This window comes from Janthinobacterium sp. SUN026 (assembly GCF_030397625.1).
Classification (GTDB): domain Bacteria; phylum Pseudomonadota; class Gammaproteobacteria; order Burkholderiales; family Burkholderiaceae_D; genus Janthinobacterium; species Janthinobacterium kumbetense.
The window spans coordinates 174,377-191,272 of record NZ_JAPQNU010000008.1 but is presented as its reverse complement, the minus strand read 5'-3'; the positions used below and the strand labels follow the sequence as shown (position 1 = coordinate 191,272).

At 60.2% G+C, this 16,896-nt stretch carries 20 protein-coding genes and 1 pseudogene; 7 read left to right on the top strand and 14 right to left on the bottom strand.

The window, feature by feature from the left end:
- Nucleotides 1-112 (top strand): annotated as a pseudogene (locus OX459_RS26435) (IS30 family transposase); the annotation flags it as partial.
- Nucleotides 113-133: 21 nt separating this feature from the next.
- On the opposite strand, the gene OX459_RS26430 reads toward OX459_RS26435, so the two are convergent.
- Together OX459_RS26430 and OX459_RS26425 are read right to left on the bottom strand one after the other, a co-directional pair.
- Entirely contained in the window at nt 134-1,927 is a 1,794-nt protein-coding gene (locus tag OX459_RS26430; protein ID WP_289907220.1) for a hypothetical protein, read from the bottom strand.
- A 193-nt stretch (nt 1,928-2,120) separates the two neighbouring features.
- Entirely contained in the window at nt 2,121-2,420 is a 300-nt protein-coding gene (locus OX459_RS26425) for a hypothetical protein (protein ID WP_289907219.1), read from the bottom strand.
- Between the two features lie 302 nt (nt 2,421-2,722).
- Between OX459_RS26425 and OX459_RS26420 the strand changes: the two genes are divergently transcribed.
- Nucleotides 2,723-3,601, top strand: coding sequence for an EamA family transporter (locus OX459_RS26420; protein ID WP_289897765.1), 879 nt, complete (start codon nt 2,723-2,725; stop codon nt 3,599-3,601).
- Nucleotides 3,602-3,807: 206 nt separating this feature from the next.
- Complete coding sequence (locus OX459_RS26415; protein WP_354669683.1) at nt 3,808-4,158, top strand: cytochrome c family protein; 351 nt, start codon at nt 3,808-3,810, stop codon at nt 4,156-4,158.
- A 175-nt stretch (nt 4,159-4,333) separates the two neighbouring features.
- Here OX459_RS26415 and OX459_RS26410 read toward each other — a convergent pair whose 3' ends face one another.
- Nucleotides 4,334-4,597 (bottom strand): DUF378 domain-containing protein, encoded by a 264-nt coding sequence (locus OX459_RS26410; RefSeq protein ID WP_218965320.1) that lies wholly within the window; start codon nt 4,595-4,597, stop codon nt 4,334-4,336.
- Between the two features lie 321 nt (nt 4,598-4,918).
- Here OX459_RS26410 and OX459_RS26405 point away from each other — a divergent pair, with 321 nt between their 5' ends.
- Nucleotides 4,919-6,307, top strand: a complete 1,389-nt coding sequence (locus tag OX459_RS26405; RefSeq protein WP_289907217.1) for a methyl-accepting chemotaxis protein — start codon at nt 4,919-4,921, stop codon at nt 6,305-6,307.
- 35 nt (nt 6,308-6,342) lie between these two features.
- Here the strand turns inward: OX459_RS26405 and OX459_RS26400 are convergent, their stop codons facing one another.
- The 3 genes from OX459_RS26400 to OX459_RS26390 are packed head-to-tail and all read right to left on the bottom strand — an operon-like array spanning nt 6,343 to nt 8,400.
- A complete protein-coding gene (locus OX459_RS26400) occupies nt 6,343-6,867 on the bottom strand; it encodes a GNAT family N-acetyltransferase (protein WP_289907216.1) in 525 nt (174 codons plus the stop codon).
- A 7-nt stretch (nt 6,868-6,874) separates the two neighbouring features.
- On the bottom strand, nt 6,875-7,447 hold the full coding sequence (locus OX459_RS26395) for a helix-turn-helix transcriptional regulator (RefSeq protein WP_289907215.1): 573 nt from the start codon (nt 7,445-7,447) through the stop codon (nt 6,875-6,877).
- A 50-nt stretch (nt 7,448-7,497) separates the two neighbouring features.
- Nucleotides 7,498-8,400 carry a LysR family transcriptional regulator gene (locus OX459_RS26390; RefSeq protein ID WP_289907214.1) on the bottom strand — a complete coding sequence of 301 codons (903 nt, stop codon included), beginning with the start codon at nt 8,398-8,400 and terminating at the stop codon, nt 7,498-7,500.
- Between the two features lie 104 nt (nt 8,401-8,504).
- Here OX459_RS26390 and OX459_RS26385 point away from each other — a divergent pair, with 104 nt between their 5' ends.
- Together OX459_RS26385 and OX459_RS26380 are read left to right on the top strand one after the other, a co-directional pair.
- Complete coding sequence (locus tag OX459_RS26385) at nt 8,505-9,587, top strand: YeiH family protein (protein WP_289907213.1); 1,083 nt, start codon at nt 8,505-8,507, stop codon at nt 9,585-9,587.
- Between the two features lie 105 nt (nt 9,588-9,692).
- Nucleotides 9,693-10,334 (top strand): LysE family transporter, encoded by a 642-nt coding sequence (locus tag OX459_RS26380; protein WP_099667826.1) that lies wholly within the window; start codon nt 9,693-9,695, stop codon nt 10,332-10,334.
- On the opposite strand, the gene OX459_RS26375 is transcribed toward OX459_RS26380, so the two are convergent.
- Nucleotides 10,335-11,102 (bottom strand): alpha/beta hydrolase, encoded by a 768-nt coding sequence (locus tag OX459_RS26375; protein ID WP_289907212.1) that lies wholly within the window; start codon nt 11,100-11,102, stop codon nt 10,335-10,337. It abuts the gene before it with no gap.
- Nucleotides 11,103-11,187: 85 nt separating this feature from the next.
- Between OX459_RS26375 and OX459_RS26370 the strand changes: the two genes are divergently transcribed.
- Nucleotides 11,188-11,946, top strand: a complete 759-nt coding sequence (locus OX459_RS26370) for a helix-turn-helix transcriptional regulator (RefSeq protein ID WP_289907211.1) — start codon at nt 11,188-11,190, stop codon at nt 11,944-11,946.
- Here the strand turns inward: OX459_RS26370 and OX459_RS26365 are convergent.
- The 7 genes from OX459_RS26365 to OX459_RS26335 all read right to left on the bottom strand — a co-directional run bounded on the left by OX459_RS26365 (nt 11,943) and on the right by OX459_RS26335 (nt 16,835).
- The gene (locus OX459_RS26365) at nt 11,943-12,584 is read right to left on the bottom strand and encodes a CatA-like O-acetyltransferase (protein WP_289907210.1); all 642 of its coding nucleotides are present in this window, start codon (nt 12,582-12,584) and stop codon (nt 11,943-11,945) included. The genes OX459_RS26370 and OX459_RS26365 overlap by 4 nt on opposite strands.
- A gap of 98 nt (nt 12,585-12,682) precedes the next feature.
- Nucleotides 12,683-13,009: a hypothetical protein gene (locus OX459_RS26360; RefSeq protein ID WP_289907209.1), complete on the bottom strand. Its 327-nt coding sequence runs from the start codon at nt 13,007-13,009 to the stop codon at nt 12,683-12,685.
- Nucleotides 13,010-13,088: 79 nt separating this feature from the next.
- Nucleotides 13,089-13,961, bottom strand: a complete 873-nt coding sequence (locus OX459_RS26355; RefSeq protein WP_289907208.1) for a hypothetical protein — start codon at nt 13,959-13,961, stop codon at nt 13,089-13,091.
- A gap of 140 nt (nt 13,962-14,101) precedes the next feature.
- The gene (locus tag OX459_RS26350) at nt 14,102-14,497 is read right to left on the bottom strand and encodes a DUF5071 domain-containing protein (RefSeq protein ID WP_289907207.1); all 396 of its coding nucleotides are present in this window, start codon (nt 14,495-14,497) and stop codon (nt 14,102-14,104) included.
- 13 nt (nt 14,498-14,510) lie between these two features.
- Nucleotides 14,511-15,731: an MFS transporter gene (locus tag OX459_RS26345; RefSeq protein ID WP_289907206.1), complete on the bottom strand. Its 1,221-nt coding sequence runs from the start codon at nt 15,729-15,731 to the stop codon at nt 14,511-14,513.
- Between the two features lie 38 nt (nt 15,732-15,769).
- Nucleotides 15,770-16,396 carry an energy transducer TonB gene (locus OX459_RS26340; protein WP_289907205.1) on the bottom strand — a complete coding sequence of 209 codons (627 nt, stop codon included), beginning with the start codon at nt 16,394-16,396 and terminating at the stop codon, nt 15,770-15,772.
- A 142-nt stretch (nt 16,397-16,538) separates the two neighbouring features.
- Nucleotides 16,539-16,835, bottom strand: a complete 297-nt coding sequence (locus OX459_RS26335; RefSeq protein ID WP_289907204.1) for a pentapeptide MXKDX repeat protein — start codon at nt 16,833-16,835, stop codon at nt 16,539-16,541.
- Nucleotides 16,836-16,896: the final 61 nt, after the last annotated feature.

Sequence of the window (16,896 nt, the reverse complement as noted above, 5' to 3'; positions counted from 1 at the left end):
GCAAGAGCAACTCGACGCGGTAGCCAGACGACTCAACGAGCGCCCCAGGAAGACGCTACACTACCAAACACCGGCTCAACGATTTGAACAGTGTGTTGCGTTGACCGATTGAATCCGCACCCCAAAGCAGTCATTAATACTCATCCGGGTCAGCAGTCTCGCCGAACAGGAGTTTCCCTGTGTGCCAAATCGATCGCCCAACGTTGTGGATGAGTTGCTCTCCTTGCCGCAATGGGGAGTCTTCTTCATCGACGCCCGCGAGCTTGATCGCATCTGTGACCTTTGAGCCGGTAGGGTGTGCATCTCCCACTCGCATATCATAAACACCGGCAATTTCAGCAAATACACGCCTGGCTCTGTCGTCTCCAATTTTTTCAGCCAAAATACTCTGGAGTAATTTGTTTGAGCCAAGCTTGGCTCTCTCTTTGTGTGTAGAAAGTTTGCGTAGGTCAGCTATATTGAGTCTGTCCGAGAATACGCGAATGATGTCCTTGGCTAACCTGAGTAGGGACGCCCTGTCTTTGCTAGCAAATCTGGATATTTGCTGCCCTGCCTCGGAGTCATCAATGTCATGGGTGAATAGAGATATTTCATATTTATGCCTGAAGCCGTCTTCCAAAAGCCTCATGCTTCCAAAAAACATTTCTTCAACAGCATATGTGGATGCTGGTTTTACCTTCACCTGCGCTTCGAGCAGCTCACTTGAAACTTTTCCTTCAGGAGCTACATTATGCCCTGCCCAGACATGCTGCTCCCATGAGGCAAGTCGTGCAATATCATAAGCATATACAGTGATAAGGTCAGAACTGTTTATCCCGAAATGCGTTTTAAGTCCTGACGTGGATTTAATAGCTCCAGTTTCAGCCGTGTACCATTCCAACTTAAATTCTCGGCTATTCAGAAGCTCATTTACAACGCTGGCCCGAAACCATAGCCAGCGGCCTATATCCTCGTTATCAAGCTCTTTTGATTTCATTCGCGTTCCATCGGTGTCCACGATGAATTGCGGAAGATTCGGATCTGGATCTCCGCGAACGCGAAGGCTTTTTGATTGGTGGTCTATCCATTCCTCACGCCAAAACTCCCCTTCTACCCGTACACCTGTATAGCCGCCCCGATGCCCCTTTGAACTTTCATGGTCAGTGTTCGAGTCATTCTCAGGACCCAACACAGGAGCGTCTTCGTCCTCATCTACGTCGGTTCGCCAGGCTCGAAACATTGCCCACGTTCCACCAAATACATCATCAAGCTTGCGAACAATTAGGCTGAATTTTCCATTATCTCTTTCCTCATTGTAAGGCTGCAAATTTGAATATGCGCTGTCCTCGAACACAGGAACGTTTTCTACTCTCTGTCGGTAGTATGCAATGCGGAGCGACAGGTTTCTGGCAGCTAGATAGTCAAGTAAAAATTCTCTTTTTATTTCTATCTGACTACATTCGCCATTCCCACTGAATGTCTCGCGCGCTACTATAACGAAATTTTCTTCAGGTCTGATCCAGTTGCTCCCCTCTTTAATCAGATTCAGCGCAATTACTAAATCAGGGCTCAGTATCCATTTTTTTCCACCGACAACTGGTTGCGGATGCTCATAAACGAGATTGACGCCTATTGGCTCTTTATCATTGTATTGATATTGGTCGATGGACGCATAATATCCATCTTCATATGCATAAGGCAGGACCGTGTGCCCAATGCCTAGGTCTCTCCATCCCAGACGTTTTTCCACCAGTTGGCGATGTTCTGGCGGGAATGCAACGGAGCCACAGCCGAAATACTCACTGACATGGCCTGCCGCTTTTACATCGTCTTTCTTACTCTCAACTGACGCTCGCAAAGGGACCCACGCCGCGTTCGAAAATACCCTGCGGGTTTCTTTAGTCTGAAGAATCCACTCTTCACTCATGGTCGAATTTCCTTTATTCATGGCAGCATGCTGGGATTAATTAGTAGCCTTCGCGTGGCCTTCGACAGGATGGTTTGCGCGAGCTGGCAGATCAACAGGGCCATCTATGGATGTCGCAATATCAATTATTAATCGCCCTAAATACGTAGTTAGTGGATGACTGCTCTTGGCCGGTTGCCGTCATTGGCAGGTTCCGCCCCATTGCAGACGACTGTTACTTGTTAGCTTTCCGGTCCAAGACTTCGCCCAAAGAAGTGTCCGGGAACTTACGCCAGTCTCGAGGTTCCGTACTCCGAACAAGATTTTCAACAGCAGCCAGAGCGTCGCTGTTCTCAACACCAACTGCTGTCGCGAGAACGTGATTTTGCGTGTGCCGCTCTGAACGGTTCGCTCGTGCTTTAGCTAATGGGATGCCTTTGCGTGAGGCCTTGCTGTTTTCACCGTACGTGTTGCGGCGGTCTTTCTCGTAGCTGAGGCACTTTTTCTCTTGAGGAGTTTTCGGTTGCACTGCCATGTATCTTTCCCTTTCACATCCATAGCTGAAGGTCCGTTTCTGGCCGATTGCCGATTCTTTTAGTCGAAATGCCGATTAACATTAGTATCAGTCTTTAATGTGCTAATGGTAAAGGCTATTCGATTAGGAGCGGCTGCTCCCGATCATTAGTAAACAATTTTACAACTGTAGCGTATGTTGCAACATGATATAGAAAAAGAAGCCGCGATGCACCAGTCATGTCAGCAACTACCTCGTTAAATCTCCTCGGCTTACCAATCTGCCAGCGACTGCCAGCCTCAGGCATATTAAAATACCGTCCCATGACCTCCCCCGCCTCGACCTCTTCCCTCCCCGACAGCATCTTGCTCCCTTCCCTGGCCGTACTGGGAGGGCAGATTTCCGTCAATCTGGGGGCGGCGATTGCGAAGAATCTGTTTCCCGTCATTGGCGTGGAAGGGATCACGGCGTACCGGGTGGGGTTTTCGGCGCTGATACTGCTGGCCATCTTCCGGCCCTGGCGCTATCGCCTGACGCGCAAGGATGTACTGAACTTGCTGGTCTACGGCTCCGTGCTGGGGCTGATGAACTTGCTGATTTACCGGGCGTTTGCGCTGATACCGATCGGTATCGCGGTCGCCATCGAGGTAACAGGGCCGCTGGCCGTGGCCATGCTGTCGTCGCGGCGGCCGCGCGATTTGCTGGCCGTCGCGTGTGCCGTGTTCGGCTTGTATCTGCTGCTGCCCCTGCAAGGCAGCCCGGGCAGCCTGGACCCGGTCGGTGTAGCGTATGCGCTGGGGGCGGCGTTGTGCTGGGCGCTGTATATCATCTTCGGCAAGCGGGCCTCGACCTTGCAAGGTGGGCAAGCCGTAGCCTGGGGCATGACGGTGGCGGCCATGGTGACGGTGCCCATCGGCATCACCTATTCGGGCACAGCCTTGCTGGCGCCGTCGATTGCCTTGATGGGCCTGGCCATTGCCATGCTGTCCAGCGCCCTGCCGTACTCTCTGGAAATCTTTGCCTTGCGCCGCTTGCCACAAGGCGTGTTCGGCATGTTCAGCAGCGCGGCGCCCGCCGTCAGCGCGCTGGCCGCCATGGCCGTGCTGGGGGAACTGCTGAGCCTGACCCAGTGGCTGGCCATCGCCTGCATCGTGTTCGCGTCGGCCATGGCGGCGCTGGGCGCACAGGGTGGCAAGCGCTAGCGGCATTCAGCCATCCGGCATCGAGTCCTGCGCGCTTCCCGCAGCCATTCCTGCGCCGCCGGGCATCGCTGCGCCGCTGACGGACAGGTTTTGATGCCCGCCTGTAAAATACGTCATTGCTTGCCATATCGTGCACTTCCGCCTCACCGATGACATATCCATTTCTTTTTCGCTTGTTTTCCCCTCTCGCCGCCGCAGCCTTGCTGCTGGCGCCAGTCGCCGCCGCACAGGCGGCCGCTCCTGCCGCCCTCACGGGCAATGCCGAAGCGGGCAAGGCGGCCTTTCGCAAGTGCGCCTCTTGCCATCAGGTGGGGCCATCGGCGCGCGGCGGCTTCGGCCCCAAGCTGACGGGCGTGATCGGCCGCAAGGCCGGTGCCACCACCGACTATAAATACTCGGCGGCCATGAAAAACGCGAATATCGTCTGGACCGAGCAAAACCTGGCCGGCTTCCTGAAAGCACCGAGTGATTTCATTCCTGGCAACAACATGCGCTTCTGGGGCATCGGCAGCGCCCAGCAAGTGGCCGATTTGCTGGCCTATCTGCGCACGCAGTAAGCGCATGCAATAAGCTAACGTCAGCGTCTAAGCTGGCCGAGTGCCAGCCTGCACGCATGCAGGCACATGCACGCGCACAAGGCGGCATCAGGCCCGTGACGCCAGATCCAATTCCCGGCGCTTGCAGCACGCCCTTGCGCTTCTTGTGCGCCGCCTCATAGTCGCGCAGACGACTCTAAGGCTTGGCCGGCAGCTTGCGCACGCACAGATAGATGGAATACAGCGCCGCCAGTCCCACCAGCACGTACACGCCGCGCGACGCCGTCGACATGGCGCCCAGGATGCGGGCCACGATATCGATATCGAACAAGCCCACCAGCGCCCAGTTCAAGCCGCCCACGATGAGCAGGATCATCGAGATCCAGTCGACCACGTTCAGGCGCTTGGCCGACATTTCCTCATTTGCCGCACCGTCCGATCCTGCCTGGATATTCGCCATGTCAGCCTCCTGTGAATAAGAAGAAAGACCCGCCGTCGGGTCTGTGCAAGGAACAGTGTAGGCGCTGCACCGGCATGCGCCAGTCGGACGATACCGGGTATCGAGGTAGGACGCGTCTGTAATACGACGAGTGATTTTATCTGGCAACAAACCATGCCGCTGTTGCTAAACAGGCAGTGACTAATTCCAATATGGAAATATTTATAGATTACTTAGTACCACGCTGCTACACTCATTTCACCCCAGCAACTTCAGGGGACAAGCGCCACGCCATGCCGCAGGCATGGGAGACGGCCACCATGGGACAACAGCTGAGGGGACATGAATATTTCAAATATACGTATCGGTGTGCGCCTGACCACAGGCTTTTTGCTCACTTCGCTATTACTGGCCGTGGTGGTGGTCATCAGCACATGGCAGCTGTCGGCGGTAAGCGGGGAAATCGACAGCAGCGTGAACCAGCGCTATGCGCGCATCGCGCAATTGCAAGCCACGCGCAACAGTACGCAAGAACAACCGGCCCTGCGCGAACTCGACCAGCAGATCGCCACGCAATCGGCGCAGATGCGCACGGCGGCCGAGGCGGCCATGGCCCGCGCGCACGATACCAGCGTGCTGATCATTGCGCTGGGCCTGGTCGGCGGCATGTTGAGCCTGGCGACGGCCTGGTTCATCAGCAGCGGCATCGTGCGGCCCTTGCGGCATGCCGTCAAAGTGGCGCGCAAGGTGGCTGGCGGCGACTTGAGCGAACATATCCGCGTCGATTCCCGCGATGAAGTGGGGCAACTGCTGCAAGCCCTGAAAGACATGAATGCCAGCTTGATCACGATCGTGGGCGAGGTACGCGGCGGCACGCACGACATCGCGGGCGCCTCGGGCGAAATCGCCGCCGGCAACCTGGACTTGTCGCAGCGCACGCAGGCGCAAGCCAGTTCGCTGGAACGCACGGCCGCCTCAATGGACGAGTTGACGGGCACCGTCAAGCAAAATGCCGATAACGCGCGGCAAGCCAATCAGCTGGCGCAATCGGCCGCCGCAGTGGCAGGCAAAGGGGGCACGGTGGTGGCGCAAGTGGTCGATACCATGAGCTCGATCAACGCTTCGTCGAAAAAGATCGTTGACATCATCGGCGTCATCGACGCCATCGCCTTCCAGACGAATATCCTGGCCTTGAACGCGGCTGTGGAAGCGGCGCGCGCCGGAGAGCAAGGGCGCGGCTTTGCCGTCGTGGCCGCTGAAGTCCGTACCCTGGCGCAACGCTCGGCCGGCGCGGCCAGGGAAATCAAGCAACTGATCGGCGACTCCGTCGAGCGGGTCGACGCAGGCGCGCGCCTGGTCGATACGGCCGGCGCCACCATGCGCGAAATCGTGGCCAGCGTGCACCGCGTAACGGACATCATGGGCGAAATCAGCATGGCCAGCGGCGAGCAATTGTCCGGCATCGAACAAGTCAATGCCGCCATCGTGCAAATGGAACAGGTAATGCAACAAAACGCGGCCCTGGTGGAGCAGGCATCGTCCGCGGCGGCCAGCATGCAGCAGCGCGCCACTCTACTGTCAGGCACGGTTGGCATCTTCAAGCTGAGCCGTGATCAAGTGTCAGCCCAGGCCGCGCACGGCATCAGCCTGGTAGCCGCACAGACCACGCACGCCGTCACCGCGCCGGCAAACCGCACTACCGCAAGCGTTAGAGCGCGGCTGAAAGCCTGAGTTCCCCAGCTCATCGCCGCGCCGCGACAAAATCGCTATAGCTGCTTGTACATGACCGTGGTGGCGTCCAGCCGGTCACCGGCCGGCGCCAGCGCATAGCCGGGGATGCTGCCCGCCGCCACGTAGCCGAGCGACAAATACAACGGTTCGGCATGGTCGCTGCTGCGCGTGTCCAGGGTCAGCAGGCTGCGCGGCAAGAGGCGCGCCTGCTCTTCCAGCGCCTGCATCAGCTGGCGCGCGAGGCCGCGCCGCCGGAAAGCGGGTGCGACCAGCAGCTTGCGCACTTCGGCCCGGTGCGCCTGGTTGGGATTGGTATCCCAGTCCAGCTGCACGGCGCCCGCCACCGTCCCTTCCACCTCGGCCACCAGCAACAGGCGCACGCCGCGCGTGACGGCCGGCAAGACGTTATCCGTCCAAAACGCCTGGCTGGCCGCCGTGTCGAACGGCAGGATGAAGCCGATGCTGGCGCCGTCGTGTACGCATGCCTGCAGCAGCGCGCCCAGCTCCGGCAAGCGTTCGAGAATGTCGGCGGATGAAAAATGGCGCAGCGATGCGGGCATGGCGACCTCAGACAAGAAAGAGAAAATAGCGGGCGCCGCTGTCCGGCGGCGTCATGAAGGCGCTGGCGCCGTGCAGCTGATAACGCAAGCAGTCGCCGGCCAGCAAGTCGTGCGAGCGGCCGTCGACGGTCACGTTCAGCTTGCCTTCCTGCAGCAACAGATGATGTTCCATGCCGGGCCGGGGCGAGGCCGCGTAGGCGATCGTCACGCCCGCGCCCAGCTCGCATTCGAGCGCTTCGCCGGCCAGCGCCCGCGCCGGGGGCGAGACGGAGCGGCGGATAAAACCGGTGTCCGGGTCCGTCCACACGCTTTGCTGGGCCCGCCGCAGCAGGGGCGGAAAATCGTCTTCCACCATGCGCAGCAGGCGCGACATGGCCAAGCCATACGCGGCGCACAGCTTGCCCAGCACGTTTGTCGTCGGGCTGACTTCGCCGTTTTCCAGGCGCGATAAAGTCGCGCGGCTGACCTGGCTGGCACTGGCCAGCTGGTCCAGCGACCAGCCCCGCTCCACGCGCAACTGTTTTAACCGGGCCGCCAGCCGCTGTTCCGTATCGTTCTCTGCGAGTGCTAAATTTTCCATATATGGGAATTTATCCCTCATATGAAAAACAGTCAAGCTGTTTGAGCGCGCTAGCCCGCCATGCGCGACGCGTGGCGGCACAATTCCAGGAAACCCGTCAAACGGGGCGAAAGGATCTTTTTGGATTGGCGAATCAGGTAAAAGTTGCGCTCCAATGGCGGCAGCATGGTTTCCAGTTCCACCAATTGCCCGCTGGCCAGCAAATCGGCCACCACCACCCGCGACAGGCAGGCGATGCCCAGCCCGGCCGCCGCGCCATACTTGATCGCTTCCGAGTTGCTGAACTCGCCCGCGGCGCGCAGGTAGTGCAAATACGGCACCAACGCCTGTTCCACGGCTTCATGCGTGCCCGAGCCTGCTTCACGCAGCAGCCAGCCCGCCTGGTTCAGCTCCGTAAAACTGAGCAGATGGCGCAGTTGCGCCAGCGGATGCGTGGGCGCGGCCACGATCAGCATCTGGTCCGTCAGCCACGGCTCCACCAGCAAGCCCGCTTCGTGGCACGGCCCTTCGATCAGGCCGATATCGACACGGAATTCCGCCACGGCGGCCGCGATGTCGGCCGTGTTGGCAATCGTCACTTGCGGGATGCTGCGGCCGTACTGCTGCGCCGCCTGCGCCAGGATCTGCGGCAACAGATAAATGCCGATGGTGGTGCTGGCGCCGATTTGCAGGCTGACGGGCACGGACGGGTCGGCGCCCGCGAACTGGCGCTCGATGCTGGCGGCCCCGTCGCGCATCTGCCGCGCCTGCGGCAACAGCAGGCGGCCATTGTCGTTGAGCAGCAAACGCTTGCCCACCCGGTCGAACAGTTGCGCGCCCAGCAGCGCTTCCAGTTCATTCAGGGCCGCGCTGGTGGCCGATTGCGACAGCGCAATGTGTTCGGCCGCCGCGCTGGTGCTGCCCGTGTCCGCCACGGCCAGGAAAATCTGTAACTGCCGCAAGGTCAACGCCATCTCACTACCTATTTTATCGGTTAAACATACAAAAACAATCCGTTTTACCATTTAATCGACGAACTGTACAGTCATGCCATACGCATAAAAACATGGAGTACGGCATGTCTTCCCTATCAAGCACCAATACAACAAGTTTCAGCGACCGCTACGGCCGTTTGCTGCCCGGCCTGCTGCTCAGCGGCGTGATCGCCTATGGCGCCATTGCGCTGGGCAAGCTGGAATGGATGCAAAGCCACGGCATGAGCGCGCTCACCCTGGCCATCATGCTCGGCATCGTGCTCGGCAACAGCGTGTATGGCCGCCTGGCGCCCACCTGCGGCGCGGGCGTGGCCTTTTCCAAGCAGACATTATTGCGACTCGGCATCATCCTCTACGGCTTCCGCCTGACCTTCCAGGATATCGGCCAGGTGGGCCTGGCCGGCATCGCCATCGACGCGCTGGTGCTGGCGTCCACGTTTGGCCTGGCCATGTTCCTCGGCACCAAGGTGTTCAAACTGGAACGCAACAGCGCCATCTTGATCGGCGCGGGCAGCTCCATCTGCGGCGCGGCGGCCGTGATGGCAACCGAGCCCGTCGTCAAGGGGCGCAGCGAGGATGTCACCGTGGCTGTCTCCACCGTTGTTGTGTTCGGCACCATCGCCATCTTCCTGTATCCCTTGCTGTACCGGTGGAACCTGGGCTGGCAGGTGCTGGGCGCCACGCCCACCGCGTTCGGCGTGTACATCGGTTCGACCGTGCATGAGGTGGCGCAAGTGGTGGCGGCTGGCAAGTCGATCGGGCAAGAGGCGGCGAATGCGGCCGTGATCGCCAAGATGGTGCGCGTGATGATGCTGGCGCCGTTTCTCGTCATCCTGTCGGCGGTCTTGGCGCGCAGCAAGGCCAGGAGTGGCAACGGCGGCCACGACAAGGCGGCCAAGCTGGCCATCCCCTGGTTCGCCTTCATCTTCATCGGCGTGGTCGCCTTCAATTCGCTGGGTCTGCTGCCAGCAAGCATGGTGGCCACCATCACCGATATCGACACGGCCCTGCTGGCCATGGCCATGGCGGCCCTGGGCTTGACGACGCACATGTCGGCCATCCGCCGCGCCGGCATCAAGCCCCTGCTGCTGGCCGGCCTGCTGTTCTGCTGGCTGATCGCCGGTGGCGCCGCCATCAACCATGTGGTCGCCAGCCTGTTTGCATGACACTCGCCGCTGTCGGGCCGGGGTAGCCGACACGGGAGTCGAAAACTTCGTACAATAAGCGTGTTTTGACTCTCAATCCGGCTCCGGCCCCACCCAGGAACACCCATGCATCTCTCGAACTGGCTGCTTTTCTGCAGCGTCGCCCTGCTCGTCACGTTTTCTCCCGGCCCGGCCGTCCTGCTGGCCATCTCGAATGCCATCGCCGTCGGACCGCGCCGCGCCATGATCAGCAGCATGGGCAACGGTTTCGGCTTGTTCATCATTTCCGGCGTGGCCATGGCCGGCATGGGCGTCGTGCTGGCCACCTCGGCCACGGCCTTCATGCTGCTGAAACTGGCTGGCGCCCTGTACTTGGTGTTCCTGGGCATCAAGCAATGGCGCAGCAAGACCAGCGTCGTGGCCGATGCGCCCGTGGCACCCGGCGCGGCGAATCCCAACACGTTCTGGAAACTGTTTCGCCAGGGCTTGACGGTGGCGCTGACGAATCCGAAAGCCATCCTGTTCTTTTCGGCATTGTTTCCACAATTCATCACGCCGGGCGAACCGGTGGCCATCCAGTTCACCGTGCTGACGACCTCGTTTGTCGCCTGCGCCATGCTGGCCCACTTGTTCTACGCCAATCTGGCGCGCCTGCTGAAAACCCAGCTGGCCACGCCGGGCCGCGCCAAGCTGTTCAACCGCATCTGCGGCGGCGCCTTCGTCTTGCTGGGCCTGAGCCTGCTGCGCCTGCGCAGCAAAGCAGCGTAACTAGTCTTTTTCAGTCAAGAATGCCTCGATGCTGGCCGCCAGGGCCAGCGGCGTTTCATTCATCGGATAGTGTCCCGCATTGCCCAGCACCTCAAGCCGGGCTTGCGGGTACCACGCCAGATACGTGCGGCGCATCAGGGCCGCGTCAAAACGGGGGTCGTGCTCCCCCACCAGCGCCAGCAACGGCAGTGCCACGCGCGCCGCCTTGATTTCTTCACTGAAATCCGTCCCGCTCCACGCGAGGAAGTAGCGTGCAAACGCGGCCCGATCCGCACTCTCCCACGAATATTGCGCCTTCCAGTCCAGCCAGGCGGCAGGCAAGCGCCCGCCCGTGCTGCGGTCGATGATGGCGCGCCGCGCCTGCTGGTTGCCGCTGGCGTCGAGAAACAATTGCCGCGCCGCCCCGTCGAATGCCACGCCGCAGCTGGGCACGGGCGCCACGGCCACCAGTTTGCGCAAGCGCAAGGGCGCCAGCAGGGCCAGCCGTTCCAGCGCCATGCCGCCCATCGAGTGGCCCACCACGCTGAAGGTGGCAAAACCGAGCGCATCGGCCAAGGCCAGCGCGTCGCGGGCGACCTCTTCCATCGAATACTCACCGGCCGCGCCGCGCATGCCGCCATAGCCGCGATTGTCCATGAAGACATAGCTGAAAGCGCCGCCGTCGAGACCCGCTTCCATCGGGGAAAAAGCGTGGGCGTCGCCAAACCAGCCGTGCAGGACGATGACGGCGTGCGGGCCATTGCCCACGCGATGAAAGGTATTGTGCATGTTCACTCCTGAAAAGAGTGTGATGGTAAGCGGCCGGCAAGCGGCCTGCCTTCGATGACAGGTCAAATACTGTAGAGTATGGGCCATGGATGATTTTTATACGGAAGTGCCCCGCCCCTTGATCGCCACGGCGCGCGACCATGCCGCCGATGCCGTCTTTCCCAGCCATAGCCATGCGCGCGGGCAATTCGCCTATGCGGCGCGCGGAGTCATCAGCGTGCACACGCCGCAAGGCAACTGGCTGGTGCCGCCGCAGCGGGCTTGCTGGGTGCCGGCCCGGCTCTCCCACGGCATGCGCATGCATGGCGCCGTGACCATGCACAATGTGTTTATCGACGCACCGGCCATCGCCGGGATGGGCTTGCCACCCCATTGCCAGGTGCTGGACGCCTCGCCGCTGCTGCGCCAGTTGCTGGCCGAGGCCGTGACCGTGGAAGCCTTGTACGTCGAAGCATCGCGCGCCGGACGGCTGATGGCCTTGCTGCTCGACGAAATTGCCGCCGCCAGCCCCCTGCCCCTGAGCGCCCCGCTGCCGCAGAAACCGCGGCTGGCGCGCCTGTGCATGGACATGCTGCGGCAGCCGAGCCTGGACAGCAGCCTGGATGCGATGGCGGCGCAGGCCGGCATGAGCCGGCGCACCTTTACGCGGCAATTCCGCGCCCAGACGGGGCTGGCCTTTGCCCAATGGCGCCAGCAAGCGTGCCTGCTGGCGGCCATCACGCGGCTGGCGGACGGGCAAGCCGTCACCCGTGTCGCGCTCGACCTCGGCTATGCCAGCCCCAGCGCCTTCACGGCCGCCTTCCGCCGCGTGCTGGGCCAGGCGCCCAGCGACTATCTGGCCTAGGCAATGGTGGCGGCGATGCGCTGCGACAATGCCTGTGCCAGTTTCTGCACGTGGTAGCCATCGACAAAGCCATGGTGCGCTTGCGCGGAAAACGGCACCCGCATGCGGCCATCCTCTTGCGCGGGGCCAAACTTGCCCCAGGTAAAGGTCGGGATATCGGCGTCGCGGTGGCGGTGGATCGGGTGTTCGATGGCCGCCAGCTCCAGCCACGGCAGGCAAGTGATGAAGATATTGTTGCGCTGCTCGCGCTCGGTCTCTCCCTCGCCCGTATTGATCAGCGCGGAGCTGGCTTCCGCGAAGCGCTTGGCTGCCAGGCTGCGTTCGATGAACAGGTCGAGCTGGTCCGTCATCGTGAAACGCGTGTAGTTCAGGTTCTCGTCACCATTGATGACGGTATAGGAAGCGGGAAAATCATCGATCCTGATCACTTCGCCCTGGTAGATGCGGTACATGAACTGATCGATATCCCTGACCGTATTGAGCAGGCAAAACAGGAAAAAATGAAACACGGGGATTTTCCGTTCCTTGCACCAGGGCCGGAAGTCCGGCACGTCGAGCTGGAAGTTGATGTTGACGAGGGGATTGTCGAATGCCCGGAACAAGTCGTAGCGGTCGCGCCGCTTTTCAAAATTTTTCATGCGGCGAGTGTAGACGATGGGGGGACTGGCGGGCAAGTCATGCCGTATCGGCTTGCCAATAACTTATCAATGCGACATGGAGCACCAATCGCTCCCTGTTATTCCTCACTGCGGCTTGACTGCCTGGCGCGCAAATCAAGAAAAACATGCCCCAGGATTTTTCTGCCTTGTATATCGACGATCACAGTCAGATAAGTATCATCGCGGGGAACGGGAATGCCGATGTGCTGAAACTTTCCATCTGACGACTCATAAATATGCGCGACCTGCCAATTCCAGTCCGCGGCGTCGCCAAAGTCACTCCCGATGACCAGATCGGCATATGCCCAAAGATCGACGACTTCCCTGGCGGTCTCGGTCACCTTCAACATAGGCGCATGGAAGGTTTTTTGATATTCGTCATTCGACAGTAAATGTGTTTTCATTTTTTATCTGCATTTGGCCGCCGGCCGGGATAAGCCGGTCGCAAGCCTCCCCGTATCGGGAGGCTTATTTCCGCCGGAATTACGACGCTTGATTAATCTCGTCGTCTATCATATTGGCGAACAGGTCGAAACTCAGGATACCCGTGCCGATGCATGAAAAGACTGTCGTACCCGCCGCATCCTTGATCGTCAATCTCTCGGTCCAGTCGTTCTGATTCATGCACTTCAGGCTGGCACCAGGCCAGGTGACGCCGTCCACATGCAAGCCCCGCGCCGAGAAAGCCAGTTCCTGTGTCTTGACATTCAGGAAATTGCCGAAGAAGCGTTTCTTGTATACCTCGCCGCTGCTGATGTAGCGGAAAGTCACGCGCTCGCCGTCCGCCAGCTTTTGCTTCAAGACGGGCATGCGGTATTCCAAGTGACGGGAGCGAAATTCGTCCATGAATTCGTCAAAGCGCTTGAGTTCTCCGGTAGCCCATATCCAGGGCTGGTCGGCGCCCGTGCGGTAGGCAAAGTTATTGATCATGCCGGTCATGGCGGTGGAGCCGCCGGCAAACAGATACAGATCCTCGATATCGGCAAAGGCGGCATAGCTGCGAATGCCGTTCAATTCATGCACCACACCGTCTTCATGCAATTCAAAACGGCTATTCTGTCGCTTGAGCATTACCGCGCGCATGACCAGTACCAGCACGGCGAGCAGCAATAGAAAAGCCGCCGTGCCGTACAGAATAGTCAAATTGCTGTGCGTGCCCAGCTTGGCGCCATTACGCAAGGTCATGGCCTGCGTATCGGTCAGTGTTTTCTGAGGTATGGTCGTGCTCAGGTACAAGACAAAACCTGCCACTGCCGCCAGGATCGCCGCAAATACCGCAAACAGCCTAGGCACCGTCTTGCCATGAAAATACACGGCGAGTGCTTTATTGGTTTGCGGGATACTAAAATTGCCCATGTAATCTTCCTGTTAAATGATAGGGAGGGTTTTACAACCCGGAGGTCGAAATATATTCGGCCCGGATTGTCTCCTATCTATTACAGGAATGGCCACACGCACGCACATTCAATACTGATTTCTTACCATAATGCCCCTGATTACTGGCCGGCCACAGTTATTATCTGGCATTGCAGAATTTCCCGGGCCACCTCGGCCACGCCTTCTTCCCGCTCTTCCATTGTCGGTGCATGGGCGAAGCGTTGCAATTCCCCGTCCAATTCGAATGCCAGCTCCCGTGAATGGCGCACGATGCCCTGCAATACAAAATACTTCCATTGTTCGTCATTACCGGCCAGCACCGTTTTTATATAGGGGGCAAGGCGCGGCCCGATGCCGGCCAGATACGGCAGGAGCACGCCGGCCACGGGCCAGTTCACATCCTGCACCCATTCCAGGATCTGCGGCATGGCTGGACGGACTTCCTCCCAGCTCAAGGCGATCAGGGCTTGCGCGTTGCGCGTATCGTGTTTATCGCGCGGCAATGGCAGGCTCATGCGAAGCGTCCCCTCATGCGGTGCCGCCGTGCGCCAGGCCCCGCTGCACCTTCCACGCCAGCGGCAAGGTCAGCAGCAATACGGCCGCCAGCGCCAGCAGGGCCGTGTGCACGCTCGTATGGTCGCCCAGCGCGCCGAACAGCACGGGGGACAGCGCTCCGCCGCCGATGCTGCCCGTGTAGAACAGGGCGAACGCATGTTCGCGCTTGCCAGGTTCGGCCAGTTCCGGCACCACGCCATACAGCACGGATGAAGTGCCATTGAGCGCCAGTCCCAGCAAGGGCAGCATGGCCATGACGCCGGCAAGCGGCAGCCACAGGGCCAGCACGATCAGCAGCGAGGTCATCGATTCCGTCAGCCACACGGTCTTCATCATGCCGATGCGCGCGCCCAGGTAGCCGCACAGCAACTTGCCGAAGGCGCCGCCCACGAACAGCAGCGACAGCGCCACGCCGATGCCGGCCGTGCCCGCGCCCTTGCTTTTCAGCAAGAATGGCAAAAAGGTGAGAAAACCCATGCGCACGGCGCTGTCCAGGGTGCCCGTGGCCAGCAAGGCGCGAAAGCTCGCCTTCGAGCCGCTGCCGGCGATGGTCTTGCCCGCCTTCTTCGCGCCCGCCTGCAGCTCGCCCGGTTTCGGCAGCAGCCACCACAGCAAGCCGGCCGCCGCCAGGCCCAGCAAGCCCAGCAAGGAGACGCTGGCTTGCCAGCTGCACACCAATAACAGCAAGCCCACCAGCGCGGGAATCAGGGTCTTGCCGATATCGCCGGCAAAGTTGTAGTGCGACAGCGCCTCCTTCACGCCGCCACCCGCCTCGTGCGTGTCGGTGACGATGGACGAGGCCAGCGGATGCTGCGTGCTGGCGCCCAGGCCGCCCAGCAGCAAGGCGATCAGCAAGACGGCCAGGCCGCCCGCCTGCCCCGCGATCAGGTAGGCGACGCCGGCCAGCGCCGTGCCGCCCACCAGCATGCGTTCGCGCCCCCAGCGCTTCGCCATGCGGCTGGCCAGCAACTGGAAGCCGGCCATCATGCCCGAGTAGGAGCCGCGCAACAGGCCCACCATGGCGTAACTGATGCCGAACTGCGCCTGCCAGATGGGCAGGAGCACATAGATGACATCCGTCAAGCCGTCATGCACGGCATGCGCGCTGCAGGCAGCGAACAGCGAGCGGCGGCGGATCGATTTGTCGGAGGGGGACGATACAGTGGCAACAGCGGCGGCGGATGGTTCAGTCATGACTTCGGCGGGAAAACGATGTGGACAGTGCAAGCTTACTACAGGGGCTGGCGGCGCAGCAGCACCTTGCCATACGTGCTCCAGCTACGCGTGCCGCCAACTTCAGGGTCGATAGCAAAACGGCAACCCTGCACATAGGTAACCGCCGCCTCGACCAGTTCCGCTGGCAGGCCTGGCGCTTCGGCCACGATGCGTGCAGGGGCTCCTTCGCTGCCGATAAACATGCGCAGCACTATGCCGCTGTCATTGCTGGCCGATTTGTCGAGGTTGTTATAGCCCTGGACGCGCTGGGAAGGCTGGCAGCTGCCCGGTACCAGCAAGGGACGCAAGAGCTCGGTATCGTCCAGGTCCCATACATATTGAACACTAAAATTTTCCTTGGCCGCTCTATCAGCAGGGAATACGCACTGCCTCACATTGCTCAGCGCCGCATCGTCCAAAACTTTCCACCCCGAACTGCGTGCCACGGATGCCGTTGCCACCTTGCCATCCTGCCCCACGGAAAAGCGCATGCTCGTCTTACCTTCCAGTTCATACAGGCGCGCCTCGCGCGGGTACACTTGGGGCGGACAGGTCGCGCCCGGCATCGCCTGGCCAAGCGCGGGCAGGATGGCCAGCACCGCTGCCGCGCAGCGTAATGGGAAGCTTGCTTCATGCATCGGCATCGTTACTCCAGCAATTGCTATTAAATAAGTTTTCAATTTTAGCAAATTGCCATGAACACCAGCAAGCCGCTGGCGAAACGACGGCAGGCGCGCCACCCGGCGAGGATGGCGCGCCTGCCCATGCAAAACCTTGCTTGCCCGCTTATTTGGCCATTGCATCCTTGGCCATGCCATCCTTTTTCATCTCATCCTTCTTCATGCCGTCTTTTGCCATGGCATCTTTCGCCATGCCATCCTTGGCCATGTGGTCCTTCTTCATGTGTTTCTTCGCCATCGGCTTGTGCATGCCGTCCTTGCCCATGGCGTCCTTGTGCATGGCGTCGGCCGAGGCGTCCTTGGCCATGGGGTCTTTCTTCATGGCATCCTGGGCAAACGCGGCACCCGACATGAGGATGGCGGAAGCGAGGATGGCGGCGAAGGTGGTGATCGTGGTTTTCATGATATGTCCTTGTCTCTGGGTTAGTTGGGCAAATGCCCGGTGTGAAAGCGACTGCGGTGCT